This is a genomic window from Nostoc sp. KVJ20, from assembly GCF_001712795.1.
Classification (GTDB): domain Bacteria; phylum Cyanobacteriota; class Cyanobacteriia; order Cyanobacteriales; family Nostocaceae; genus Nostoc.
In genome coordinates, this window is sequence record NZ_KV757673.1 from 1 (window position 1) to 23,137 (window position 23,137).

The 23,137-nt window shown below is 41.9% G+C and carries 23 protein-coding genes; 15 read left to right on the forward strand and 8 right to left on the reverse strand.

Going from position 1 to position 23,137, the window contains the following annotated elements; all coding sequences use genetic code 11:
* Positions 1-125 precede the first annotated feature (125 nt).
* The 5 genes from A4S05_RS27045 to A4S05_RS27065 all read right to left on the reverse strand — a co-directional run bounded on the left by A4S05_RS27045 (position 126) and on the right by A4S05_RS27065 (position 4,870).
* Positions 126-812 (reverse strand): phosphate ABC transporter permease, encoded by a 687-nt coding sequence (locus tag A4S05_RS27045; protein WP_069072877.1) that lies wholly within the window; start codon positions 810-812, stop codon positions 126-128.
* 39 nt (positions 813-851) lie between these two features.
* Positions 852-1,688, reverse strand: a complete 837-nt coding sequence (gene dapB, locus A4S05_RS27050) for a 4-hydroxy-tetrahydrodipicolinate reductase (protein WP_069072878.1) — start codon at positions 1,686-1,688, stop codon at positions 852-854.
* A gap of 567 nt (positions 1,689-2,255) precedes the next feature.
* Positions 2,256-2,873 (reverse strand): hypothetical protein, encoded by a 618-nt coding sequence (locus tag A4S05_RS27055; protein WP_069072879.1) that lies wholly within the window; start codon positions 2,871-2,873, stop codon positions 2,256-2,258.
* 14 nt (positions 2,874-2,887) lie between these two features.
* The gene (gene panB, locus A4S05_RS27060) at positions 2,888-3,658 is read right to left on the reverse strand and encodes a 3-methyl-2-oxobutanoate hydroxymethyltransferase (protein ID WP_069072880.1); all 771 of its coding nucleotides are present in this window, start codon (positions 3,656-3,658) and stop codon (positions 2,888-2,890) included.
* Between the two features lie 105 nt (positions 3,659-3,763).
* Positions 3,764-4,870, reverse strand: a complete 1,107-nt coding sequence (locus tag A4S05_RS27065) for a ligand-binding sensor domain-containing protein (protein ID WP_069072881.1) — start codon at positions 4,868-4,870, stop codon at positions 3,764-3,766.
* 816 nt (positions 4,871-5,686) lie between these two features.
* Here A4S05_RS27065 and A4S05_RS27070 point away from each other — a divergent pair.
* The 10 genes from A4S05_RS27070 (at position 5,687) to A4S05_RS27115 (ending at position 16,203) form a co-directional block, all read left to right on the forward strand.
* Positions 5,687-7,117, forward strand: coding sequence for a form I ribulose bisphosphate carboxylase large subunit (locus tag A4S05_RS27070; RefSeq protein ID WP_069072882.1), 1,431 nt, complete (start codon positions 5,687-5,689; stop codon positions 7,115-7,117).
* A 132-nt stretch (positions 7,118-7,249) separates the two neighbouring features.
* A complete protein-coding gene (locus A4S05_RS27075) occupies positions 7,250-7,660 on the forward strand; it encodes a RuBisCO chaperone RbcX (RefSeq protein ID WP_069072883.1) in 411 nt (136 codons plus the stop codon).
* Between the two features lie 45 nt (positions 7,661-7,705).
* The gene (locus A4S05_RS27080) at positions 7,706-8,035 is read left to right on the forward strand and encodes a ribulose bisphosphate carboxylase small subunit (RefSeq protein WP_069072884.1); all 330 of its coding nucleotides are present in this window, start codon (positions 7,706-7,708) and stop codon (positions 8,033-8,035) included.
* A 153-nt stretch (positions 8,036-8,188) separates the two neighbouring features.
* Positions 8,189-8,812, forward strand: coding sequence for a GDSL-type esterase/lipase family protein (locus A4S05_RS27085; RefSeq protein ID WP_069072885.1), 624 nt, complete (start codon positions 8,189-8,191; stop codon positions 8,810-8,812).
* Positions 8,813-9,016: 204 nt separating this feature from the next.
* Positions 9,017-9,562: a photosystem II reaction center PsbP gene (gene psbP / locus A4S05_RS27090; protein ID WP_069072915.1), complete on the forward strand. Its 546-nt coding sequence runs from the start codon at positions 9,017-9,019 to the stop codon at positions 9,560-9,562.
* 159 nt (positions 9,563-9,721) lie between these two features.
* The gene (locus A4S05_RS27095) at positions 9,722-10,315 is read left to right on the forward strand and encodes a Maf family protein (RefSeq protein ID WP_069072886.1); all 594 of its coding nucleotides are present in this window, start codon (positions 9,722-9,724) and stop codon (positions 10,313-10,315) included.
* Between the two features lie 166 nt (positions 10,316-10,481).
* Positions 10,482-11,219 (forward strand): phycocyanobilin:ferredoxin oxidoreductase, encoded by a 738-nt coding sequence (locus tag A4S05_RS27100; protein WP_069072887.1) that lies wholly within the window; start codon positions 10,482-10,484, stop codon positions 11,217-11,219.
* A 1,336-nt stretch (positions 11,220-12,555) separates the two neighbouring features.
* Positions 12,556-13,980, forward strand: a complete 1,425-nt coding sequence (locus A4S05_RS27105; protein ID WP_069072888.1) for an HlyD family efflux transporter periplasmic adaptor subunit — start codon at positions 12,556-12,558, stop codon at positions 13,978-13,980.
* Positions 13,981-14,213: 233 nt separating this feature from the next.
* Positions 14,214-15,368, forward strand: coding sequence for an ABC transporter permease DevC (devC, locus tag A4S05_RS27110; RefSeq protein WP_069072889.1), 1,155 nt, complete (start codon positions 14,214-14,216; stop codon positions 15,366-15,368).
* 127 nt (positions 15,369-15,495) lie between these two features.
* Positions 15,496-16,203 (forward strand): DevA family ABC transporter ATP-binding protein, encoded by a 708-nt coding sequence (locus tag A4S05_RS27115; RefSeq protein WP_176727121.1) that lies wholly within the window; start codon positions 15,496-15,498, stop codon positions 16,201-16,203.
* Between the two features lie 68 nt (positions 16,204-16,271).
* Here the strand turns inward: A4S05_RS27115 and A4S05_RS27120 are convergent, their stop codons facing one another.
* Complete coding sequence (locus tag A4S05_RS27120) at positions 16,272-17,090, reverse strand: hypothetical protein (protein ID WP_069072890.1); 819 nt, start codon at positions 17,088-17,090, stop codon at positions 16,272-16,274.
* Positions 17,091-17,195: 105 nt separating this feature from the next.
* Between A4S05_RS27120 and A4S05_RS27125 the strand changes: the two genes are divergently transcribed.
* Positions 17,196-17,993, forward strand: coding sequence for an HAD family hydrolase (locus A4S05_RS27125; RefSeq protein ID WP_069072891.1), 798 nt, complete (start codon positions 17,196-17,198; stop codon positions 17,991-17,993).
* 50 nt (positions 17,994-18,043) lie between these two features.
* A complete protein-coding gene (locus A4S05_RS27130; RefSeq protein WP_069072892.1) occupies positions 18,044-18,784 on the forward strand; it encodes a Uma2 family endonuclease in 741 nt (246 codons plus the stop codon).
* 86 nt (positions 18,785-18,870) lie between these two features.
* Here A4S05_RS27130 and A4S05_RS27135 read toward each other — a convergent pair whose 3' ends face one another.
* Both A4S05_RS27135 and A4S05_RS27140 read right to left on the reverse strand, forming a co-directional pair.
* Positions 18,871-19,581, reverse strand: coding sequence for a DUF4336 domain-containing protein (locus A4S05_RS27135; protein WP_069072893.1), 711 nt, complete (start codon positions 19,579-19,581; stop codon positions 18,871-18,873).
* A 30-nt stretch (positions 19,582-19,611) separates the two neighbouring features.
* Positions 19,612-20,118: an MAPEG family protein gene (locus A4S05_RS27140; RefSeq protein WP_069072894.1), complete on the reverse strand. Its 507-nt coding sequence runs from the start codon at positions 20,116-20,118 to the stop codon at positions 19,612-19,614.
* Between the two features lie 270 nt (positions 20,119-20,388).
* Between A4S05_RS27140 and A4S05_RS27145 the strand changes: the two genes are divergently transcribed.
* The 3 genes from A4S05_RS27145 to rpsB all read left to right on the forward strand — a co-directional run bounded on the left by A4S05_RS27145 (position 20,389) and on the right by rpsB (position 22,943).
* Positions 20,389-21,303 (forward strand): helix-turn-helix domain-containing protein, encoded by a 915-nt coding sequence (locus A4S05_RS27145; RefSeq protein WP_069072895.1) that lies wholly within the window; start codon positions 20,389-20,391, stop codon positions 21,301-21,303.
* 464 nt (positions 21,304-21,767) lie between these two features.
* Positions 21,768-21,935 (forward strand): hypothetical protein, encoded by a 168-nt coding sequence (locus A4S05_RS42080; RefSeq protein WP_176727122.1) that lies wholly within the window; start codon positions 21,768-21,770, stop codon positions 21,933-21,935.
* Between the two features lie 213 nt (positions 21,936-22,148).
* Positions 22,149-22,943: a 30S ribosomal protein S2 gene (rpsB, locus tag A4S05_RS27150; RefSeq protein ID WP_069072917.1), complete on the forward strand. Its 795-nt coding sequence runs from the start codon at positions 22,149-22,151 to the stop codon at positions 22,941-22,943.
* Positions 22,944-23,137: the final 194 nt, after the last annotated feature.

Sequence of the window (23,137 nt, forward strand, 5' to 3'; positions counted from 1 at the left end):
CACCGTAGCCTTTTTAAGGGGGACTTGTAGTTAAGAACAAACTACTAAAAGGCCTACAATAGGCAGCTGGTTAATTAGTGTCGGTATGTTTCTTGCGTGTGTCTGCAAGAGAAGCCTATGCTTCATTAATCCTCTACTCTACGACGCCGCCGACGTGGCTTTTGTTGTTTGTCTTCACGCAAGCGCCGACCAACTTCATTAAAGAAATCCCGCCGCAGATAAGGATAATCGCTTACCCACAAGTTACTATTGGGAAAGTATATATCGCTGAATTCTTCAATACTACTTAAATCTGGGCGATTTGACATTACTACCATTTCTGCAATTTGACCACGAGTAATAACTTTGTGAGCAGAACGTAATGGTGCTACAAACTCAACGCTAAATCCTGTGTCATCTCCTATTTCTAAATTTATCTGTTTTTCTCGGTTTTCTATAATTACCAATTCGCCTTTGTTGTTGACTGTTTCGGTTTTACCCATCAACTGGTCTGTAATCCACCAATCTAAGACTCGACCGCGGAAAAAGCCGCCATATTTGTAACGGCGGCATTGTAAATTCCGCATACTTGCTTGAAACACTGGATACCACAGCCAAAAAAATGCGCTAATTATCCCTAGCACAAATACTATTGAAGCAAACTCAAGTCTAAAAACGACTGTTACAAGCAAAATAACGACTACTGCAACTACAGAAATTAACAGCCGTTGCAAAAAATTTGAGAACTTCCCCCAGTAGTACTTATACTGCAAACCAGTGGCAATTAGGGGGACAACTTGTTCAAATTTCTGGCGAGTCAGTGGTACTAACATGAGTGCTGAGTAATGAATGCTGAATAATGTGTTTAAAGTTTAAAGTATCTTTTCTAATCCATATACTAACGACTTTAGCGCTAAGACTTTGCGAATCGCTAGTAGCACTCCTGGCATATAACAAGCGCGATCGCTCGTATCATGTCGTAAAGTATAAATCTGTCCGGCTGCGCCAAAAATAACTTCCTGGTGGGCAATCAATCCCGGCAAGCGCACGCTATGAATTCTAATCCCTTCGTCTGCTACACTGCCCCTAGCTCCTGGTAATTTCTCAGTTTCTTCTACAAGAGCAGGGTTGAAAGTTTTACCCAATTCTCCTAATAACTGCGCCGTTTGAATAGCAGTACCGCTGGGAGCATCAGCTTTTTGGTTGTGATGCAGTTCGATAATTTCTACATGGTCAAAATATTTGGAGGCTGCGATCGCAGCTTGTTGCAATAGCACCATCCCAATGGAAAAATTAGGAATAATTAGGCAACCAGTGCTAGCTTTGTCGGCAAAGTCTGCCAAGTCTTGAATTTGTTCTGGACTTAAGCCAGTGGTGCCAACTACAGGACGAATACCGTAAGCGATCGCACTGCGAATATTGTCATAAACTGAATCGGGATGGGTAAAGTCTACAATCACCCCTGGAGGAGACTGCCTGTCGCCAGCCACATACCCCAACATCGGTTCTAATTGATTGGTAATCGGCACTTCCAGCGGTTCGCTTAAACCCGCCAATTCCCCAGCATCTTTATCTTGATGTTCTAAACTGTGGTCAATTGCACCCACTAGGTTTAAGTCAGGCGCTTGCGCCACCGCCTTAATCACCTCACGGCCCATTTTGCCAGCAGCACCGTTGACAATAACCGGGATAGGAGCTTGATTTGTCATAAATCGAGAAATACTTTTTGAGTCAACAAAGGAATTGTAAAGACTTTCGCGATCTAGTAGCTAGCTTCTCAAATCTCTGGCTTAATTCCGACAACCCTGATTTGTGCAACTAATCTCTTATTTTTTCTACTCCTCAAAAGAGCGATTCTCATTTTCATCCCATTATTTTAGCCAGTAACCCGTTTTATTTTCCGCTCATGCTGCTTTGATAAGTATTGCTTATATTTGCTATCAGCCTTTACTTGTCAAGTCTAGTTGACCATTTGTAATATTATTGTTATGTTTATTTACATAACTTAGGAAAACCCGAAAATAAGCTGCATAGCTAAAATTGCATCTTATTTACTACCTATGTAGTTTTAGTTAAGTTGGGTGTTAACTAAGAAAAACAGACTTCGGTATTGCAATATCCCATCGACATTTGGACTTCTCCTATATACCTCGGCTATTAAGTCGGGGTTTTTTATGTTCTCGATTAGCTGCTTATTTAACATTTCTTTAGTAGTTACTGTTGATTTAGGTTGCAGTACTGCTTAAAGGATTTCCGAAAGACTGAATCAACATAGCTTAGGGCAATTTTTCCCAAAGTGAAATCCAAGTATTCAGTTCCTCGTTTGGAAGAAAATATTTACTCTTAGATAAATATTTAATGATTCTTAAGCGACTCTTAATAAACCTTAATTTTCTGAAATCTTCAAGTTCGCTATCAAACTTTTTTTGAGTTTCTTCTGGATTCTTGGCTGCTAAAGCTTCTCTCCAATCTGCTGCTTTAATTAATGCTTCTTGGTAGGAAATATGTAAATTATCGAAAAACCAATTAATAATCAGATATATATCGAGAACTGGATTTTCTGGAATAGCACCAAATTTTAGGATCATGTAAGCTCGTAATGTCATTAAAGAATCTAGATATCGTTCAGAAAAGCTAGGATTATTTTCAGCTAAAAATTCGTAAACTGAAGTTGCTATCTCTGTCCAAGCAAGGCTTTCTGAATGAGATTCATTAGATTCTTCATTGGCTAGTTCTTGCGCTCTGAAAGTAGAGACTTCAGCTAAACCAAGCCAATTAAATTTTTCTGGTACTTGCTGTTGCTCTGCCCAAACCATTCTCAACCAAGCTTGTACTTGCTCTGAATCTTTTTGAAGTAGAACTCTTAACAAATTTGTTGCTTCAGTTTCAGCCATAGTTAATGATGAAGTCAAGGAAACTTGCGCTCTCGCACTTCCACGGCATAATCTTGCACAGCTTTGGTAATCGTCTCGCGCAAATTTGTGTAAACTTTGGCGAACGGTGGATGTTTCTCTGCAAGTCCGAGGACATCAGAGGTAACTAAAACTTGTCCATCACAGTGAATTCCCGCACCGATACCAATTGTGGGAATACTCAATTTTTGTGAAATCTGCATTGCTAAATCTGCGGGTATATGCTCTAAAACTAGAGAAAATACACCTGCCTGTTCGAGAGCGATCGCTTCTCGTAAAATTCTCTCACTGGCTTCTTGCGTCTTGCCTTGTTGTCGCAAACCCAGTTGATGTACTGATTGTGGTGTCAAACCCACATGACCCATTACCGGAATTCCAGCTTGTACTAAACGAGCCACTGTTTCTGCGATCGCTGGATAGCCACCTTCCAATTTTACCGCTTGAGCGCCCGTTTCCTTCAGCACTCGCCCAGCTGAGTGCATCGCTTGTTGGAGACTTTCTTGATACGTCAAAAATGGTAAATCTACAACTACCAATGCTCGTTTCACCCCACGGCGCACTGATTTGGCGTGATATATGATTTCATCCAAAGTTATTGGCAGTGTTGTTTCATACCCTAGAACTACTGCCATAGAGTCACCCACGAGGATTAAGTCTACACCAGCTGCATCGAGGAGTTGAGCGATCGCATAATCCCAGGCGGTCAACGCCACAATTGAACGTCCCTGTTGTTTCCATTGAATTAATTGCTGGGTAGTGATTGCCATTTTTAATTAGGGGATAGGTGATAGGTGATAGGGGATAAGTGATAGGTATAGGTGATCGGCTAAAAGAATTCAGTCCCCTGTACCCTGTAACCTGTCCCCTAATCCCTACTTAACAGCGCGACTGAAAGCAATATGAGGTTTTGCACTGTCCGTTTTGGGCATTAACCAAGCTAGACCTTCACTAGTGCCAATCCATAATTTATTGGCGATGTCAGGTGCAAGGGCAAGAACCCGACTAGAAGGAAGTCCAGCAACTTCTGCGTCTAACACAGCTCCTGTATTTGGATTTAATCGTAACAAACCATTGTTAGTCCCGACCCAGACACTACCATCCTTAGCAAAACGTACTGCTGTCACGTCACGCCCACGCAGCCGGGTCACAGACCGCAAAACTGCACCAGTTTTTGGGTTAATAACTAGCAAATTATTTGGCATTCCGGCCCAAATTAATCCTTCTGGACTAATAGCCAAAGCTTGTACGGTGGTTCCCGGTAAATCGGCAATCCGCTTCATAATCGCAGCACTAGCGGTATTTACCCGCACTAATCCATCAAGAGTGCCAACCCACAGTTGACCTTCAGCATCTAAAGTCAGGGTATTGGCGCTAACACCAGGCAGATTTTTTAATGTGGTCATAATCAAGCCTTGGTCAGGACTAATTAGAGCTAAACCACTATCGGTTCCAGCCCACAAATAACCCCGTTTGTCAAGTAATAGCGACAATATTCGTTTAGAAGGCAAAAATAAATTCTGCGCGGTGATTTCGTTAGTACGGGGGTCTACTCGCATCAGTCCGCCATAACTTCCTACCCACAAACGTCCTACTTTGTCTTGGGCTAAAGCACCAATGGCGACATTCGGTAAGCTAACACGAGAAATAATCTTGCCTGTTTTAGGATCAATCCGCGACAGTCCCCGCCAAGAACCTACCCAAAGATTGCCTGTAACATCTCCCAGTAAGTTACCAACACGATAATCAGTTTCTGGCGAATTTTCTTGCACTCCCCGCTCATCGGGTAAGGGTTCTACTCGCGGTGGCGGTGGGGAAGCTGGGTAAGCGGGGGTTAAATCAGATGAATTAACATCAGGGGTTTTTTGTGCCCATCCCATACTTGGCACAGCTATCAACCCCAGGAGGATAGAAGTAATCAATAAACTATTACGCTTGCAAAACAATACCACGGTGACATTTCCTTTGGAGACAGTGCCCATAGCCGTTACCTAAACTGGCTTTGGGTTAACTCCAGTGTTCCCCTAGCTGGGATTTTTTAAACATTGGGGATTGGGGAATAGGGACTGGGGACTGGGGACTAGGAAATAAATATTTAGGAATACTTTCTCATTACCCAATACCCAGTTCCGAATACCCAGTCCCCACATACCATTGATGACACTTTGTAAAGCATTTGTAACAAAAAGTTTAAATCTTTATGTAATAACAAAATTAAATAGATAAGTTAAAAACTTTCAAAGAATAACTTATCGAATTCTTGATATATTGTGAAACAAGTTACAAATTACGTGGTGTGCAATTCTTTTATCTTTCGCTCACCACTCCGCTAAATCTCTGTCAAGTAAATTCTTTTCTGGTATCTTTTCCATCAAGGGGAAAGATATAGGGAGTGTAAAGCCGGGAATGTGTGCCAGCCAGCCCAATCCCCTGAATATCCCAGTTTATGGGGGAATTATCTGAATGCTACCCGCAAAAACGCGGAAGTTTTGGTGAAATTGAGAAGGTTTAGTTGGGTGCGAAAAAGAGGTAAAAAAGAATTTTGATTTTTAGCAAGAGGAAACAGTAGAAGCGCTAGGTCGTGTACCCCTAGAAGGGGAGAACACTGGTGAGGAGGGCTACCACCGCTACCAAAGTGTCCGCCGCAAAAAAACTGCTAACCTCTGCCAAAGGCAACCCTTAACAAAAATTTTCCTGATCTTCTCCCCCATCTAGGCGGGAAAGAGCCGGGGTGAGGGGAAGTTGCACAAAACGTGATTTGATAATTAATTAAGAGTGATTTCAGGGAAGGATAAAATATGTCTTACGCTCAAACGAAGACTCAGAGCAAGTCTGGGTATCAAGCCGGGGTTAAAGATTACAGACTAACTTATTACACACCCGATTACACACCAAAAGATACCGATCTTCTAGCTGCGTTCCGCATGACACCTCAGCCTGGTGTTCCTCCCGAAGAAGCAGGTGCGGCTGTTGCGGCTGAATCTTCCACAGGTACTTGGACAACTGTGTGGACAGATTTGCTCACCGACCTCGATCGCTACAAAGGTCGTTGCTATGACATCGAACCAGTTCCCGGCGAAGACAACCAGTACATCTGTTACGTTGCCTATCCTTTGGACTTGTTTGAAGAAGGTTCTGTAACCAACGTATTGACCTCAATTGTTGGTAACGTATTTGGTTTCAAAGCTCTACGGGCACTACGTCTAGAAGACATCCGTTTCCCAGTAGCTTACATCAAGACCTTCCAAGGGCCTCCCCACGGTATCCAAGTTGAGCGCGACAAGTTAAACAAATACGGTCGTCCTTTGTTGGGTTGTACCATTAAGCCCAAATTGGGTCTTTCCGCTAAGAACTACGGACGCGCTGTATACGAGTGCTTACGCGGTGGTTTGGACTTCACCAAAGACGACGAAAACATCAACTCCGCACCATTCCAAAGATGGCGCGATCGCTTCTTGTTCGTAGCTGAAGCTATCAACAAAGCTCAAGCAGAAACCGGTGAAATCAAAGGTCACTACCTAAACGTTACCGCTCCTACCTGTGAAGAAATGCTGAAGCGGGCTGAGTACGCTAAAGAACTCAAAATGCCCATCATCATGCATGACTACCTGACCGCAGGTTTCACCGCCAACACCACATTGGCTCGTTGGTGCCGCGACAACGGTATTCTGTTGCACATTCACCGTGCTATGCACGCCGTAATTGACCGTCAAAAGAACCACGGTATCCACTTCCGTGTATTGGCTAAAGCCCTACGTTTGTCTGGTGGCGATCACATCCACACCGGTACAGTCGTTGGTAAGTTGGAAGGTGAGCGCGGCATCACAATGGGCTTCGTTGACCTGTTGCGTGAAAACTACATTGAGCAAGACAAGTCTCGTGGTATCTACTTTACCCAAGACTGGGCTTCTCTACCTGGTGTAATGGCAGTTGCTTCTGGTGGTATCCACGTATGGCACATGCCCGCACTGGTAGAAATCTTTGGTGATGACTCCGTACTACAATTCGGTGGTGGTACTCTGGGACACCCTTGGGGTAACGCTCCTGGTGCAACCGCTAACCGCGTCGCCTTGGAAGCTGTTGTTCAAGCTCGTAACGAAGGCCGTAACTTGGCTCGTGAAGGTAACGATATCATCCGCGAAGCTGCCAAGTGGTCTCCTGAACTGGCTGTTGCTTGCGAACTGTGGAAAGAAATCAAGTTCGAGTTTGAAGCAATGGATACCGTCTGATCTGAGTTAACAGTTAAGAGTTAAGAGTTAGAAGTAGAGACGCGATTTATCGCGTCTGTACAAGAGTTAGGATTTGCATTAATTCATAACTCATAACTCATAACTCATAACTCTTCAGGGCTGGGGTCAAGCATGAATCTTAAGCAAATTGCGAAGGACACAGCCAAAACTCTCCAAAGCTATCTGACTTATCAGGCTCTAAGGACAGTATTGGCACAGCTAGGCGAAACTAATCCGCCATTAGAACTTTGGTTGCATAACTTTTCGTCTGGCAAAATTCAAAATGGTGAGTCATTCCTTGAGCAGCTGTTGCGAGAAAAACCAGATTTGGCTTTGCGAATCATGACTGTCAGAGAACACATTGCGGAAGAAATTGCAGAATTTTTACCGGAAATGGTTCGCACTGGCATTCAACAAGCCAATATGGAGCAGCGTCGCCAGCATTTAGAACGCATCACACAAGTAGTAGACACATCTAACCCCAGTCTGCAACCAGAACAGCAAACAACTTCAGATCAGAATTTGGATAACTTATCCAATTAGTTCGGTCAACCTAGTAGTAAAAATCGCAACCCGTTATCAAAAGCTATGCAAACTTTACCAAAAGAGCGTCGTTACGAAACCCTTTCTTATCTTCCCCCTCTGTCTGATGCTCAAATCGCTAAACAAGTCCAGTACATCTTGAATCAAGGTTACATTCCTGCGATCGAGTTTAACGAAACTTCTGAGCCAACAGAATTATATTGGACAATGTGGAAGTTGCCTTTGTTTGGTGCTAAATCCACTCAAGAAGTATTGAGCGAAGTTCAAGGATGCCGCTCTCAATTCAACAACAGCTATATCCGTGTTGTGGGTTTTGACAACATCAAGCAGTGCCAAGTTCTCAGCTTTCTTGTTCACAAACCAAACAGATACTAAAAGCTCACTAGCTCTTAGTAATTAGTTTATCCCCATAGGAGAGGTAGAATTATCTACCTCTCCTATTTACTAAATTTGTTTTGAAACGTAGAGAGACGCAAAGGGGCGCAGAGTTCTTCTCTATGTGCCTATACGTTTCTTAAGATACTGGTAATGCTAAAAGCAGTAAGAATTTGCTTTGTTGGTGACTCTTTTGTTAATGGTACTGGCGATCCTGAATGTCTTGGTTGGACAGGTAGAATATGCGCTAACGCTAATAAAAAAGGTTATGACATTACCTACTATAATTTGGGAATTAGGCGAGATACTAGTACCGATATAGCAAAACGTTGGTTACAAGAAGTATCACTTCGCTTACCCAAAGAATATGATGACAGAGTTATATTTTCCTTTGGATTGAATGACACAATAGTGGAAAATGCTAAAAATCGCGTGGATTTTGCAGATTCCATCAAAAATGCCTGTGAAATTTTAAGTGAAGCTCAGAAATTGTACCCTGTGTTGATGGTTGGCCCGGCGCCATACGCAGAACAAGAAGATACTCAAAGAAGGCAGAGAACTATTGATTTATCTAAACAGTTTGCTTTAATTTGTAAGGAATTAAATGTACCTTATTTAGATGTTTTTCCGATATTAGAAAAATCAAACATCTGGATAAATGAGGTAAAAGCTAATGATGGTGTTCATCCGCAAGCAGGCGGTTATACAGAATTTGCCCAAATTGTAGAAAATTGGGACGCTTGGCTAAATTGGTTTCCCCATAACATTCCTCTATAATATTTTGGTTGATTGCGGCTGTTCACACCGCTAAACTGTGTCTTGTGTGAAAAAAAGCGATCGCTATACTCAAAAAAAACTTAACATTAAATTCAGAAGTGTTAATTATTCATAAGATAAGACAAACTCATGGGTTATTATATTGCTCCCCGCTTTCTGGACAAACTGGCTAGTGTTGTCTCCAGCCCAAAGGAATCTGTAGAAATGTTGAAACGAATTGTATTAATTTTACTATTGGTGTTGAGCTTCAGTCTGAGTAATTCTGATGTAGCGGTTGCATCTGGACTCAAAAGCTTTGTAGATACTAATGATGGCTATCAGTTTTTATATCCTAACGGCTGGTTGCCAGTTAAAGTTGCCGATGGGCCAGATGTGGTTTTCCACGATTTGATTGAGGTGTCTGAAAATGTTTCGGTTGTGATTAGCCCAGTTCCAGAAGGCAAAACTTTGTCAGAATTGGGAACCCCAACAGAAGTAGGATACAAATTAGGAAAAGCGGCTCTCGCGCCTCCTGACTCTGGTCGTTCGGCTGAATTAGTCAATGCCGCAGAGCGAGAAGTAGACGGTAAAACATATTACCTTTTAGAGTATGAGGTTAAACTCCCCAATCAACAGCAACGACACAACATCGCCAGTGTTGCTGTGAGCCGTGGTAAAGTTTTTACCTTCAACGCTTCAATTCCTGAAAAACGCTGGCCGAAAGTTAAACGAATGATTGATGAGGTTGTCAATTCTTTTTCTGTCTATTAATTGGGGAGTGGCAGGTAAGAATTTTAGATTTTAGATTTTAGATTTTAGATTTTAGGTTTTAGATTTTAGATTTTAGATTGGAATTTAATCCAAAATTTAAAATCCAAAATCCAAAATTGAATAGCCCAATACCCAATTAACAAATTTTTCTAAAATCTCATGAAAATTCCACCTTTTGTACTTGCCTCAGCTTCCCCCGCCAGACGCCGCTTGCTGCAAACTGTTGGTATTGAACCGATAGTTCAACCTAGTGACTTTGATGAGTCGCAAATTGAACTAAGTGAACCAGCAGAATTGGTCAAAACTCTTGCCCAGTACAAAGCGGAAACTGTAGCACCGCAGTTTGAATCGGCTTTGATTATGGGTTGTGATTCAGTTTTGTCCATGAATGGTGAAATTTACGGCAAACCAGCAGATGCTTCTGAAGCGATCGCTCGTTGGCAGATAATGCAAGGTAACTTTGGCGACTTGTACACAGGTCACGCCTTAATTGACCCACGACAAAACCATACTTTAGTCAAGTCTCAAGTTACAAGAGTTTACTTTGCTCAAATGAGCGATCGCGCCATTGAAGCTTATGTTGCTACAGGTGAACCCCTCAAGTGTGCTGGTGCCTTTGCAATTGAAGGTTTTGGTAGTTTCTTCATAGAAAAAATTGAAGGCTGTCACAGCAATGTCATTGGCCTCAGTTTACCCCTGCTGCGGCAGATGCTAAGTGAATTGGAATACGATGTCACTGATTTCTGGCAATAGTTATTGGGCATGGGGCATAGGGCATTCACTAATGACCAATGACAAATGACAAATGACAAATGACAAATGACCAATGACCATCAAGTGTTTGCTTATATTGCAGACCACAACAGGTATGACACGACTGGTTGTAGACTGGCCATTAGATCGCATTCCCAACTAGAATATGTCATTTACTTCTATGCCCTCGCTGCGTGAGCAACAACATCCCCTAATTCGTCAGCTAGCTGATTGTATTGAGGCAGCTTGGCATCAGCACCTGGATTTATCGCCCTACCATTTGCCTGATGAGTTGGGGTATGTGGAAGGTAGACTAGAAGGCGAAAAACTGACGATTGAAAACCGCTGCTATCAAACGCCCCAGTTTCGGAAAATGCACTTGGAACTGGCGAAAATCGGAAATATGCTGGATATTTTGCACTGCGTCATGTTTCCCCGTCCAGAATACAACCTACCGATGTTTGGTTGCGATTTAGTTGGGGGTAGAGGTCAAATTAGTGCAGCGATCGCAGACCTTTCTCCGATTCAATTAGAGCGTACCTTACCAGAATCGTATACTTCTGAACTGACACAGTTAACAGTGCTTAACTTTTCCCAACCTCGTGAATTACCTGAATGGGGAAATATTTTTTCGGATTTTTGCATTTTTGTGCGCCCCAGTTCTCCCGAAGAAGAAGCAATGTTTCTGTCGCGGGTGCGAGAATTTTTAGACATTCATTGTATCCAAGCGATCGCCTCACATCCTGTTTCAGTCGAACAAGTCACCCAAAATCTCGCCGGACAACACAACTACTGCACCAAACAGCAGCAAAACGATAAAACCCGCCGCGTCCTAGAAAAAGCCTTTGGCCCAGCTTGGGCAGAAAATTATATGACCACAGTTTTATTCGACCTCCCAACTTAAAATAATTCGTAATTCGTAATGACGCTCACGGACTCGCTAACGCCGGATTTCTCACCACACCTCTTAGAGGATGTTTGAAAAGTCCTCTTGTCGGTATCAAAAGTTTTAGATCCCCCTAAATCCCCCGATAAATTGGGGGACTTTGACTCCGGTTCCCCCTTTTTTAAGGGGAGTTAGGGGGGATCTAAAGTGCCTAAAATCACAGCGAAACACTTTTCAAACAACCTCTTAAAGCCTGGCTTGTGCAGGGGAGAAGTAATGAGTAAGAAGTAAGAAGTTTTTACTTATTACTCATTACTCGTTACTCATTACTTCTCCTCTGCTCCATCAAATGTCTTGAGCTTGTGAGAAATGCGGGTAACGTCATTAAGTTTTGTAACTCTTATTTCTGGCTTCTAAATTCTTCTTCAAAAGACAAGAACCACAAAACCTGCCTCTGCTAGTTGCTCTGAAATGTCTTTAATTTTGAATTTTGAATTTTGAATTTTGAATTGTTATCTCCCTTATCTGTAGGCTCTGTTACGTTTTCGGGTAACGGATAAATGTAGAATTCATTCAACGAGAGTTTAATGGAGTCCCAAAACAGCAACAGGGAGAATAGTAAGGTCTTTGAAGCGAATATCACAAAATGGTTTGTTGTCTTAATAGGCGCAAGAACTAGAGACAGGACAGCTAACTCATTGACCAGAAAGTTAAGGAAACTCTAATGTTAGGAATGCTCAAGTTGACAGATATTTTTTAGTCAGTTAATCGTTGATTCACTTAAGGAAGACTAACTTTTGTAGCAAGATTGTATCCAGCAAAGGCAACAGTCTATTTTTGATGTTTCTTTTCAATTTTGTAACTAACTGTAGCCGTAGTTAATGTAGCAGTAAAGTACCGCATCATACCATTTTGGGATTTTATGTAGAGACGCGATATATCGCGCCTCTGCATCTAGATTCATACTGCTTGTGAATTCTGCTAACTTCCATTGCATTCATGTCTCAATAATACTCAGAGTTATTGAATAGCCAGCTACTATAGCGTTTCTCAGTTTCAATACAGACCTAACCCCCAGCCCCTTCCCTACTAGCCTTGGGGAGTAAGTAAGCTTCAAAGCCTCTCTCCTTTTAGGAGAGAGGAATGGAAGTGAGGTCAATGTATTGCATACAAACGATCGCTATAGAAAACACCATTTTACAAAGCCATAGTGTTGAGCGTTCATCACGCAATGGATTTTTAAGCCATACCCAGCTTTAAACCACTGTTGTTTGTCCTAAGCGGCTGGCTGTTGATTAAAAACCCTTTTATTTTTACTTCCATCAGCACAATTCAGGTAAATGGGCAACATACTATGTCAAGGGTGACTGAAAAGCCAAAGCCAAGTGAGCAGGCACTTAACCAAGAACAACCTAAAATTTGGTGGGGTATCGCTGTAGCTGTGCCCATAGTAATCGCCGCTGGGATACTAGGTACAGCTAAAATCGAGCAGCTGAGAAAACTAACTACATCTGCCCCCGTAATGCCATCTACCAATAGCATTAGTGCTGTAGGGCGTTTGGAACCGCGAGGTGAAGTTGTTAAATTGTCCGCCCCATCATCAGGATTAGCACCATCGTCACGAATTCAGCAACTTTTGGTGAGAGAGGGTGAACAGGTAAAGCAAGGTCAAATTTTGGCAATTTTGGATAACCGTGATACCCAAATAGCCGGACTAGAAGAAGCAAAAGCCAAAGTGCAAGAAGCCCGTGCAAATTTAGCGCAAGTTAGGGCTGGATCTCCAAGAGATATTCAAGCCCAAAGAGCAGTTATTGCTCGCTTACAAGCACAGTTAATTGGCGAAAGGAATGCCGGGCAAGCTGCGATCGCCCGGATTGCAGCTCAGTTAAGTGGTGATAAACTTGTCCAACAAGCAACCGTGAATCGCCTAGAAGCTGAACTTAGTGGGCAAAGAGATGCTCTAAGAGCGACCATTACACGTATCCAAGCCGAACAGCGTAATGCTCAAGTAGATGCTGGACGCTATGATTTTTTATACAGAGAAGGTGCTATTTCTCAGCAAGAGCGGGACAGAAGACGCTTGAGTGCAGTAACAGCTAATCAGCAGGTTGTCGAAAGCCAAGCTACCTTAAAGCAGACATTGGCAACCCTGCGACAGCAACTTGCTGAGGCTAGAGCTAACCAAATACAAAATTTAGCAGTTTTGCAACAGCAGCTCATCGAAGCTAAAGTGAACCGCGATAAAACCGTAGCAACTTTGCAAAGACAAATCGATGAAGAAAAGGCCAAACTGAGCAGAATTGTGGACGTTAGTCCTACTGATGTGCAAGTAGCGCAAGCCCAAGTTAGTAATGCCCTCGCAAATGTTAGAAAAGCCGAAGCAGAACTGAGATTGAGCTACGTTCAAGCACCAATCGCCGGAGAAATTTTAAAAGTTTACACCAAATCAGGCGAAGCTATTGGTGCTAATGGCATTGCTGAAATTGGACAAACCAGCCAAATGTTTGTGATTGCTGAAGTCGCCGAAGACAGCATTGGTAAAGTACGTATTGGTCAAAACGCCACTATCAGCAGCGACAATGGAGCATTTAGCGGCGAGTTAAAGGGAACTGTCACTGAAATTGGTAGAAAAATTGGTAAAAAAGATGTGCTGAATACAGATCCAGCAGCAGATGTAGATGCCAGAGTCGTAGAAGTTAAAATTGCTCTACCTCCAGAAGATAGCGAGAAAGTTTCTGGTTTAACTTACGCCAAAGTTGTTGTCGAAATTAATAACTAATTAAGTTATGGATGAGCAGTAACACCAATTAGTGATTTGATACTTTGGATGATAAATATTCTTCAACAGGCTGTTTAATTAAGTTTAAGCATTCTATAACTTCGATACTAGCCTTGCCAGAATTGAGTGGAAAACCTCAACTTTTAACTAATATCGGGGGTTGAAATCAATAGCACAAATTAACTGCGAATTACGAATTACGAATTACTTAACTGTGCTTGGATGCCTATAAAATGAATCAAAAAATACCTCTGTCGTGGCTACAACTGACAAGGGAAAAAACTCGCCTAGCGGTGGCTTTAGCAGGAATTTCTTTTGCTGATATTTTAATGTTTATGCAACTCGGCTTCCGAGATGCTCTGTATTATAGTAACGTTAGATTTCATAACAGCTTGCAGGGCGATATTGTTTTAATTAACAGTCAATCTAGCGCTGTCTTGGCGATGAGAAGCTTTTCTCAACGACGGTTATATAAAGCTTTAGAGTTACCCGCAGTCCAATCAGTACATCCGATATATTTGGATTTTACAATCTGGAAAAATCCTGTAACAGGCCGTCCTCGGAGTATCCTGATATTTGGCATGAATCCAGAAACTAATCTAGTTAACTTACCTGGAGTTCAGGAAAATTTAGATAAACTTAAACTACCTGATGTAGTTCTATTTGACCGTTCTTCTAGGGTGGAGTATGGCCCAATTGCTGCTAATTATGACCAAGGAAAGACTGTAACATCAGAAGTGCGAAGGCGGCGAATTAAAGTAGAAGGATTATTTACATTAGGTGCATCCTTTGGCGCAGATGGTAATTTAATTACAAGTGATATCAACTTTCTGCGAATATTCAATAATCGTCAACAAGGATTGATTGATATTGGTTTAATTAGATTAAAACCGGGAGCGAATGCTACAGTTGTCGCCCAAGAATTACGAAAGTATTTACCTAACGAGATCAATGTTCTAACTAAGCAAGAATTTATTGATTTTGAGCGTAATTATTGGGCAAATAGTACAGCTATTGGATTTATTTTCACATTAGGAACTGTCATGGGTTTCATTGTGGGGACTGTGATCGTTTATCAAATTCTTTATACAGAAGTTGCAGATCACTTATCTGAATACGCTACTCTCAAGGCAATAGGCTATACGCAAAACTATTTATTAACAGTCATTCTTCAGGAAGCTTTATTATTAGCAGCTTTAGGATATATACCTGGAATAATATTTACTTTGTTTATGTATGACAGTGCCAGAAAAGCAACACTTTTACCAGTTTTTATGAGTTTTGATCGAGCGGTAATGGTGTTAATTTTAACTATGCTAATGTGTATCATTTCCGGTGCGATCGCAGTCCGAAAATTGCGCTCTGCCGATCCAGCAGATATCTTTTAATTAATTCAAGTTCAATCAATGATTGATATTGTTGATAGCCATATTTATGATGACAATCAAACAGATTTAACTTCTGATATTCACTACAGTTAAGTCTTGAGAATACCAACTTATAACTAACAAAAATATGATAGGGAAAGAACCTGTAATCGCCATTAAAAATCTCAACCACTACTATGGCAAAGGCGCACTGAGAAAACAGATATTGTTTGACATTAACCTAGAAATTTATCCAGGTGAAATTGTCATTATGACTGGCCCATCAGGTTCAGGTAAAACCACATTACTCAGCTTAATTGGTGGTTTGCGGTCTGTACAAGAGGGAAGCTTAAAATTTTTAGGTGAAGAACTCGTTGGCGTCAGTCAAAACAAATTGGTGCAGATGCGACGCAACATTGGTTATATTTTCCAAGCCCACAATTTGCTAGGGTTCTTGACTGCAAAGCAAAATGTGCAAATGGCAGTAGAGTTGAATGATAATATTTCTCAAACAGAAGCAATGGCTAAATCAAAAGCCATGCTGGGTTCTGTTGGTCTAGAAGAACGAGTTGATTACTACCCAGACAATCTTTCTGGTGGACAAAAACAAAGAATTGCGATCGCTCGCGCTCTAGTAAATCGTCCCCCACTAGTGCTAGCAGACGAACCAACAGCCGCATTAGATAAACAATCAGGACGCGATGTTGTGGAAATAATGCAGAGTCTAGCTAAAAATCAGGGAACTACTATCTTATTAGTGACACACGACAACCGCATTTTAGACATAGCCGATCGCATCGTAGAAATGGAAGATGGTCTTTTAACTCGTAATTCCCCAAATACAGTTATTCAGTAATGATTTTAGTCATTTGTCCTTTGTGAATGACCAATGACAAACGACAAATGACCAATGACAGCCATAATTTATAATCTAGCCGAACCTGATTTTTTCATTCCAGGTGACTTTGGCGGAGTTGGGGTATTTGGTTGGCGACTAGTACGGAAAGTTACATTCACGCCTTCATTCGATTGCTCCAGCACCAATAGAGGCGTAGGTTTGGCTTTTTGATCCCAATGCATAGTAGCAATCCGACCTTGAATTATTGGTTGCCAACTATCTTCGTCTTCTATGGGGCTTAGGTAAGTTTCTATACAATCAATAATTTGACTAATAGTCGCAGAAGTTGCTTGTGTCGGTAACTTCATTAACCGGATTTGAATCCGAAACAGCACTCGCTTGGCAGAGTTCCCTGGACTACCAGTTTCATACTCTACATCAAAAGTTTCATCTACTTGCCGTCCAGCGCTATTAGCAATTCCAACCGATCCTTGTTGGGCTTGATTTGGACGTAGAGCTTGAGAAATTTTTTCTTTGATCTGAATCTTTATTTGATTAAGAATTGCAAAATGAAACACCTCCTCTGACATCCGCATTCGCAGATAATCCAGGTTAAAGTCCCGTGAATTGACCAAATCGGGATTAGTTTCCATTTTGCGAATTGTTTCCAGCGCCAGCTTAAACTTTTTCTCTAATTCTCGCGCCCGGAATTGTTCAAACTTAATTTTTTTCTCCAGCTTATCCATCTGGAGTTTACTATACACAATCAAAGCAATCACCGCTAAAGCCAGTCCTCCAGAAGTTACCAACAATAATGGTGGCATTTGAGGATTACTTGCTGGCACTTCCTGGGATGCTTTTTTAGGCTTTCCTGGGGTTTGGGCAAGAAACATCGAAGTGGGCATGGTTGGAAAACTGAAAAACTTGACTCCTGATGTTTAGGATGCCCAAATCTTCAAGGTCATCTTGCTGTATCATTAATATTTTTAACAGCTTTTTACAAACTGCCTATGTCCAGACACCAGAGCGTCCCTGCCCTGTCTGAAGTTTCATCTACAAGCTTTCTTCATATTCGTCTGATAGCCACAGATATGGATGGCACTCTAACCAGACGAGGAAAATTTACTCCCGCACTGTTACAAGCTTTAGAGGATTTAGCGGCAGCTGACATTAAGGTGCTGATTGTCACAGGACGTTCTGCTGGATGGGTGAGTGGATTGAGTAGTTTGATGCCAGTAGCAGGTGCGATCGCAGAAAATGGCGGTTTGTACTTTCCACCGGGGAACCATAAACCAGTAGTTTTAACACCCATTCCCGATTTAGCTAAACATCGCCAGCAGTTAGCTACAACTTTTGAGAATTTACAAACTAAATTTCCCCAAATCAAAGAATCTGCTGATAATCGCTTTCGCACCACCGACTGGACTTTTGATGTAGCTGGTTTGCTTCAAGATGAAATACAAACCCTAGATAGTCTTTGTCAACAAATGGGTTGGGGATTTACCTATAGCAATGTGCAGTGTCACATTAAACCCCAAGGACAAGATAAAGCTGTGGGATTGTTGCAAGTATTGCGCGAATATTTGCCCCAGTACTCATCAGAACAAATTGTCACTGTGGGTGATAGTCCCAATGATGAAAGTTTATTTGATCAGCGTTATTTTCCTATTTCTGTAGGCGTGGCAAACGTGCTGGAATATATAAATCAGTTGAAATATCACCCTGCTTATATTACTAGCGCTGCTGAAGGCGAAGGATTTTGTGAGTTATCTAGTTATATTTTAAAAAGCTTGTACATCCCAAGTTAGGAAGAACTAGAGTTGTTTTACAATAATTTTGTAGCGCTGATTTTACAACCATGACGGCTACTTTACCTGTTAGTGTCGAATCAGAAATTTTCTATCCCAGTGCTGATGGTCAACCAGTGGCAGAAACCTACGACCACCTTTATGCTTTACTAACTACCTTAGAAGTCCTGAAACAGTATTTGGCAAATCGTCAGGCAACAGTCTTGGCAAATCAATTTCTTTACTATGCACAGGGCTTTCCCAAGTTGCGGGTAGCGCCAGATGTGATGGTGATTTTTGATGTCGCACCCGGCGGTCGAGACAACTATAAAATCTGGGAAGAGGGTCAAGTACCGACAGTTATTTTTGAGATGACATCTTTTGGGACTAAGGGACAAGACGAAATCTTCAAAAAGACCCTCTATGAGCAGCTAGGTGTCAAGGAATACTGGCTATTTGACCCTAAAAGCGAGTGGGTGGAACAACAGTTACGTGGCTATCGCTTGCGGGGAGAAATCTACGAACCTATAGAGGATGGACGCAGTGAACCATTACAACTGCGTTTGGTGGTTGAGGGAAAACTAATTGGGTTTTATCGAGAGGATACAGGGGAAAAATTACTGATTCCTGGTGAACTGGCACAAGCTTTAAGGCAGGAAGTTTTAGCAAGACAGCAAGCAGAAGAACTGGTAGAACAGGAACGCCAACGAGCAGAACAGGAACGCCAACGAGCAGAACAGGCAGAATTGCAAATAGAACAGTTAAAGGCGAGGTTGCGATCGCTCAATGTAGACCCCGATACTATTCAGTAACGAGTGCGGCTTTTTTGAAAAGACTAATTTTATTTTGGTGTAAAGTTCAAAAACAGAATTATATATTTTATGTGAGTAAAGTATCACTACAAAGGAGTTTCTAAAAACCACTCATAACCAGCTTTAAACTGAGATTTACCATTTTGTTCAATTATGCTGCCATGCGCCATGATTACTCGTTCAAAATCCCAAGTGAGAAGCTGTTGAATTGACCATTTAACTTTGACTTTATCCTGAGTCGCAAATTTCTCCAATAACGATGGACGAAGTTGGTTGTAACCACCTAGAAGTTTGGCTACTAACCTTGTGCTTGGCGAACATTGATCATCAAAATGGAAAACTGTATCAGTGACAATCAAAGTCCGGCTTTTGACATGAAAAAAGACGCATTCATTGAGTGGTGAAAATCCACTAGTATCCAGTGTGTTAAAGCCTTGTACTAATAAATATTCGACCCCATCAATCAGGTGAATAGTGCGATCGCTAATAATCTGGTCGATTTGCAAATCTGGTCGTTTCCGCTCTAGACCAGATACTACCCATAGTTTGGCACGAGGATAGCACAGCTTGAAGTCAGCAACAAATAGATGATGATACAAGTTGGGGGCGACGATGTAAATAACTTCTCCCAATTGATTTAGCTCATTGATAGTTGCGTCATCTATGCCAATAGGTGAGATCACCATTAATTTGCCACTGGTTAGACGAATCACAGTCATCCTCGTCCCTACTTCCAAGCCAAAATATTTTAGGGGTTGTTCAGCAACCCAAAGGTCAGTATCAATTGCTTTAAGCATTATAATTTTTGAGTTAGAACCGTCGCTGGACTATAAAAATTGCTGCACGCTGTAGTAAAGACAAGCCAGACTGCCGACGATATAAACTAGCCAAGTTCCGAAAAAACCGATCGCCCTGCCCGGTGATGGGCCATAAGTCTGTATTAATCCCCAGGCATGGGCAATCCGAGCTACTGTCAATAGAGTACCTAGCATCCACAACAGTCCGTTAAGAGCTTGCATCCACTCTAGGGCAATTAGGAACATGAGGCTAAGGGGTACGTATTCTGTAAAGTTCCCATGCGCTCGGATAGTACGCTGTAACACCCCATTTTCCATGTTTTTCGTGACAATAGATTGTTGTGTTATTTTTTCCACAAACTCTGCCCAAGTATTCAGATGATCTAAGTAATTGGGCTGTGAGGCAACCTCAGATAAAGATGCACCATGCCAAATCCGAGTACGGGTGCGCTCCATTGCCACTCGATAGGATAAACCCAGAGCAAGTAGCCCATGACAGCCGATAAAGAAGGTTGAAATAGGAATCAGAACAGGCATTGACAATCACTCGAATCAAAATCCTAACTTTGAAAATACTTGCCTGCAATTGTTACTGTCTTTTCAATTCTTGCGGAATATCGAAATCTACTTTTTGAGACAATCAGGTTGAAGTATTTAACAAACAGAATTCAGGAGTCAGGAGCCAGAATTCAGAATTTAATTCTGTGTGAGTGGCTTATGAATAAAGGGGTTTAAGTCCCCCACCAAATTAATTCTGGATTTTGCATTCTTCTTCAAATTGCTGTTAATACTTGATTGTCTCTGCCCATGAATCTGCTAAAAGAGTTTTTGTTCAATCCCCCAGAATGTAAAATTCCTCTTGATCAGCCCCCACTAGAAGCTCTACCGCAGTGGGGACACTGGCTAGAAACACCAGAGTTGATGGTAGCAATCATTCCGCCAGGACATTTAGAAGTCAATATTCGCTCACCACTTAACCTTGTGGTAACAAGTTTTGGGGAAACTCGTGGGATTGCTGCCTTCAATGCTGATCGACTGCAACCTTACCAAGCGCTACCAGGAGGTTTTGATATTGTGCCTCAAGGCAGTACTTATAGTTCGGTGGAAGATGCTTCTTGTTTTGTGGTGTTTGGATATTCCCAATCTTTTCTAGAGCGGATAGTCAAAGTGGAAGCAGAGGGACAGAAAATTGAATTACAGCCAGGGCAAATTCCCAAAACTCATTGGGGCTTGAGTGCTGCGATCGCTATGCAAGAATTTTTTGATAATGGACAAATTGGTGGTGCATTTTACTTAGAATCGGTTGCAACGGCGGTGTTAGCACAGATTATTCACCGACGTTCAAATCTATCTGGACGGCTCAAACGTCCACCAGAGTTTTTAGACCCAAATTTGTTAAAGTCTGCCTTGGAATACGTCAGAGCGCATCTATCCGAGGAACTTAACCTGAACCAGATTGCTGCTACGGTAGGATTCAGTCCCTACCATTTCGCACGAGCATTTAAAGTCACAACTGGACTATCGCCTTATCAATATGTCCTCCGGTGTCGGCTGGAACTTGCCCAAAAACTCTTACAAAACCAAAAGCGATCGCTAGCACAGGTAGCCGCAGAAGCGGGATTTGGCAACCAAAGTCACATGACATCTGTGTTTCAACGAATGCTACGCACAACTCCCAAGCAATATCAGCAAGAAATAGGTAGTATTTTAGACCATACATAAAATCTTATGTGTAGTTTTCTGCAAGACGGTCTGAAAAACTTTATCCTCTCTGGGTTTGAAAACTTGCTATATCTAAATTTTTCACAACAGAAAATCAAGCCTTTCAAGATCATCTTGCAGGTTTTTGGTTATACCTCAGCCTAATGCCAAGTAAACAATTTGTTACCTGCATCTTTGCTATATTTATTACCTTATACAGAATACAATAGATAAATCTCTAGTACATTTCAACCTAGTAAGTCTCAACAATACTGATTTAATTGATCAGACTGTTTTATACAGTCATTTGCAAGCAAAACTGAATCAAAGGATAAATAAACCGCCAGCCTTTTAAGCACCCAGAGACGCTAAGAGACTAATAGATACTTTGAGGAAAGGTTAGCGTTTTATTTCCTACTTCCACTAGAAAGTCCAAGACCAATGTAGAGTCAAGAATTTACCTTCAAATACTGAGGTATCAAATTATGCAAGAAATTGAAAGATTTTTTGGCAACTTGTTCAGTGGTATAGTCAACCGCTTTAAGTATTCTGCGATGGACGCTGCTGATCGGAAAATGAGAGAAACTATCGACGAGCAGGTAGAACAACGGCGGCAAAAACCCAAACCCAAAGATCAAGAAGATCGCCAGTAGATAGGTATTTTGGGTTTAATGCAACATAGCGCTTCCCAATTGTTGAGTGGGTAGCGCTCTTTTTTTGCCCTCACTCGGTCAAGCAACTACAACTCTTCGGAATATGCTAACCTAGTATGGTTAACTAATCTCGCACATCTAAGAATTCGGGTGTTTCCCAGTTGGGAAATGCACTTGGATGGAGGTTTAACCCGAATCGGAGTTGAAAAATATATGCCAGTAGTTTCATTGGCTCAAATGATGGAGTCAGGGGTTCACTTTGGGCATCAGACCCGGCGTTGGAACCCAAAAATGTCTCCTTACATTTATACTTCCCGCAATGGTGTGCATATTATCGACTTGGTGCAAACTGCCCAGTTGATGGACAATGCTTACAACTACATGCGATCGCACGCAGAACAAGGGAAGAAGTTTCTTTTCGTTGGCACTAAACGCCAAGCAGCTGGAATTATTGCCCAAGAAGCCAGCCGTTGCGGTTCCCACTACATTAACCAACGCTGGTTGGGTGGAATGTTGACTAATTGGGCAACCATCAAAACACGGGTAGATCGTCTGAAAGATTTAGAACGCCGTGAAGAAACTGGCGCACTAGATTTATTGCCCAAAAAAGAAGCATCAATGCTACGTCGGGAAATGACGAAGCTTCAGAAATACTTGGGTGGCATTAAAACAATGCGGAAAGTACCCGATATCGTGGTGATTGTAGACCAACGGCGGGAATATAACGCAGTTCAAGAATGCCAAAAGCTGAATATTCCCATTGTGTCCATGTTGGATACAAACTGTGACCCGGATGTAGTAGATATCCCCATCCCGGCTAACGACGATGCGATCAGGTCAATCAAGCTAATAGTTGGAAAATTGGCGGATGCCATTTATGAAGGTCGTCACGGTCAGCTAGATGCTGAAGAGTATGACGAAGATTACGACGGTGGTGAGTATGACGATGACTACGAAGAAACCGAATATACTGACGCGGTAATTCCCGACGAAGAAACAGAGGAATAGTCCTGAGTGAAGAGTGCTGAGTGCTGAGTAAGATAGAAAGACTCAGCAAATTGGATAGTGCTGAGTCTTGATTTTTGAAGTTGTGATTTGTCAATGAAGAATAAAATTGATAACTGAACACTCAAAACTCAGCACTCAAAACTCAGCACTCAGTACTAAATTAGGTGAGTGATTACAACTCAAGGTCAAGTTAG

What these genes read in the sequence shown, in the direction of transcription:
- A4S05_RS42080 (WP_176727122.1), top strand. Translation starts at nt 21,768, where the DNA reads ATGCAAGAAATTGAAAGATTTTTTGGCAACTTGTTCAGTGGTATAGTC.
- A4S05_RS27065 (WP_069072881.1), bottom strand. Translation starts at nt 4,870, where the DNA reads ATGGGCACTGTCTCCAAAGGAAATGTCACCGTGGTATTGTTTTGCAAG.
- A4S05_RS27055 (WP_069072879.1), bottom strand. Translation starts at nt 2,873, where the DNA reads ATGGCTGAAACTGAAGCAACAAATTTGTTAAGAGTTCTACTTCAAAAA.
- A4S05_RS27070 (WP_069072882.1), top strand. Translation starts at nt 5,687, where the DNA reads ATGTCTTACGCTCAAACGAAGACTCAGAGCAAGTCTGGGTATCAAGCC.
- panB (WP_069072880.1), bottom strand. Translation starts at nt 3,658, where the DNA reads ATGGCAATCACTACCCAGCAATTAATTCAATGGAAACAACAGGGACGT.
- rpsB (WP_069072917.1), top strand. Translation starts at nt 22,149, where the DNA reads ATGCCAGTAGTTTCATTGGCTCAAATGATGGAGTCAGGGGTTCACTTT.
- A4S05_RS27105 (WP_069072888.1), top strand. Translation starts at nt 12,556, where the DNA reads ATGTCAAGGGTGACTGAAAAGCCAAAGCCAAGTGAGCAGGCACTTAAC.
- A4S05_RS27115 (WP_176727121.1), top strand. Translation starts at nt 15,496, where the DNA reads ATGATAGGGAAAGAACCTGTAATCGCCATTAAAAATCTCAACCACTAC.
- A4S05_RS27045 (WP_069072877.1), bottom strand. Translation starts at nt 812, where the DNA reads ATGTTAGTACCACTGACTCGCCAGAAATTTGAACAAGTTGTCCCCCTA.
- A4S05_RS27075 (WP_069072883.1), top strand. Translation starts at nt 7,250, where the DNA reads ATGAATCTTAAGCAAATTGCGAAGGACACAGCCAAAACTCTCCAAAGC.
- A4S05_RS27095 (WP_069072886.1), top strand. Translation starts at nt 9,722, where the DNA reads ATGAAAATTCCACCTTTTGTACTTGCCTCAGCTTCCCCCGCCAGACGC.
- psbP (WP_069072915.1), top strand. Translation starts at nt 9,017, where the DNA reads ATGTTGAAACGAATTGTATTAATTTTACTATTGGTGTTGAGCTTCAGT.
- A4S05_RS27100 (WP_069072887.1), top strand. Translation starts at nt 10,482, where the DNA reads ATGTCATTTACTTCTATGCCCTCGCTGCGTGAGCAACAACATCCCCTA.
- A4S05_RS27120 (WP_069072890.1), bottom strand. Translation starts at nt 17,090, where the DNA reads ATGCCCACTTCGATGTTTCTTGCCCAAACCCCAGGAAAGCCTAAAAAA.
- dapB (WP_069072878.1), bottom strand. Translation starts at nt 1,688, where the DNA reads ATGACAAATCAAGCTCCTATCCCGGTTATTGTCAACGGTGCTGCTGGC.
- A4S05_RS27140 (WP_069072894.1), bottom strand. Translation starts at nt 20,118, where the DNA reads ATGCCTGTTCTGATTCCTATTTCAACCTTCTTTATCGGCTGTCATGGG.
- A4S05_RS27135 (WP_069072893.1), bottom strand. Translation starts at nt 19,581, where the DNA reads ATGCTTAAAGCAATTGATACTGACCTTTGGGTTGCTGAACAACCCCTA.
- A4S05_RS27125 (WP_069072891.1), top strand. Translation starts at nt 17,196, where the DNA reads ATGTCCAGACACCAGAGCGTCCCTGCCCTGTCTGAAGTTTCATCTACA.
- devC (WP_069072889.1), top strand. Translation starts at nt 14,214, where the DNA reads ATGAATCAAAAAATACCTCTGTCGTGGCTACAACTGACAAGGGAAAAA.
- A4S05_RS27145 (WP_069072895.1), top strand. Translation starts at nt 20,389, where the DNA reads ATGAATCTGCTAAAAGAGTTTTTGTTCAATCCCCCAGAATGTAAAATT.
- A4S05_RS27085 (WP_069072885.1), top strand. Translation starts at nt 8,189, where the DNA reads ATGCTAAAAGCAGTAAGAATTTGCTTTGTTGGTGACTCTTTTGTTAAT.
- A4S05_RS27130 (WP_069072892.1), top strand. Translation starts at nt 18,044, where the DNA reads ATGACGGCTACTTTACCTGTTAGTGTCGAATCAGAAATTTTCTATCCC.
- A4S05_RS27080 (WP_069072884.1), top strand. Translation starts at nt 7,706, where the DNA reads ATGCAAACTTTACCAAAAGAGCGTCGTTACGAAACCCTTTCTTATCTT.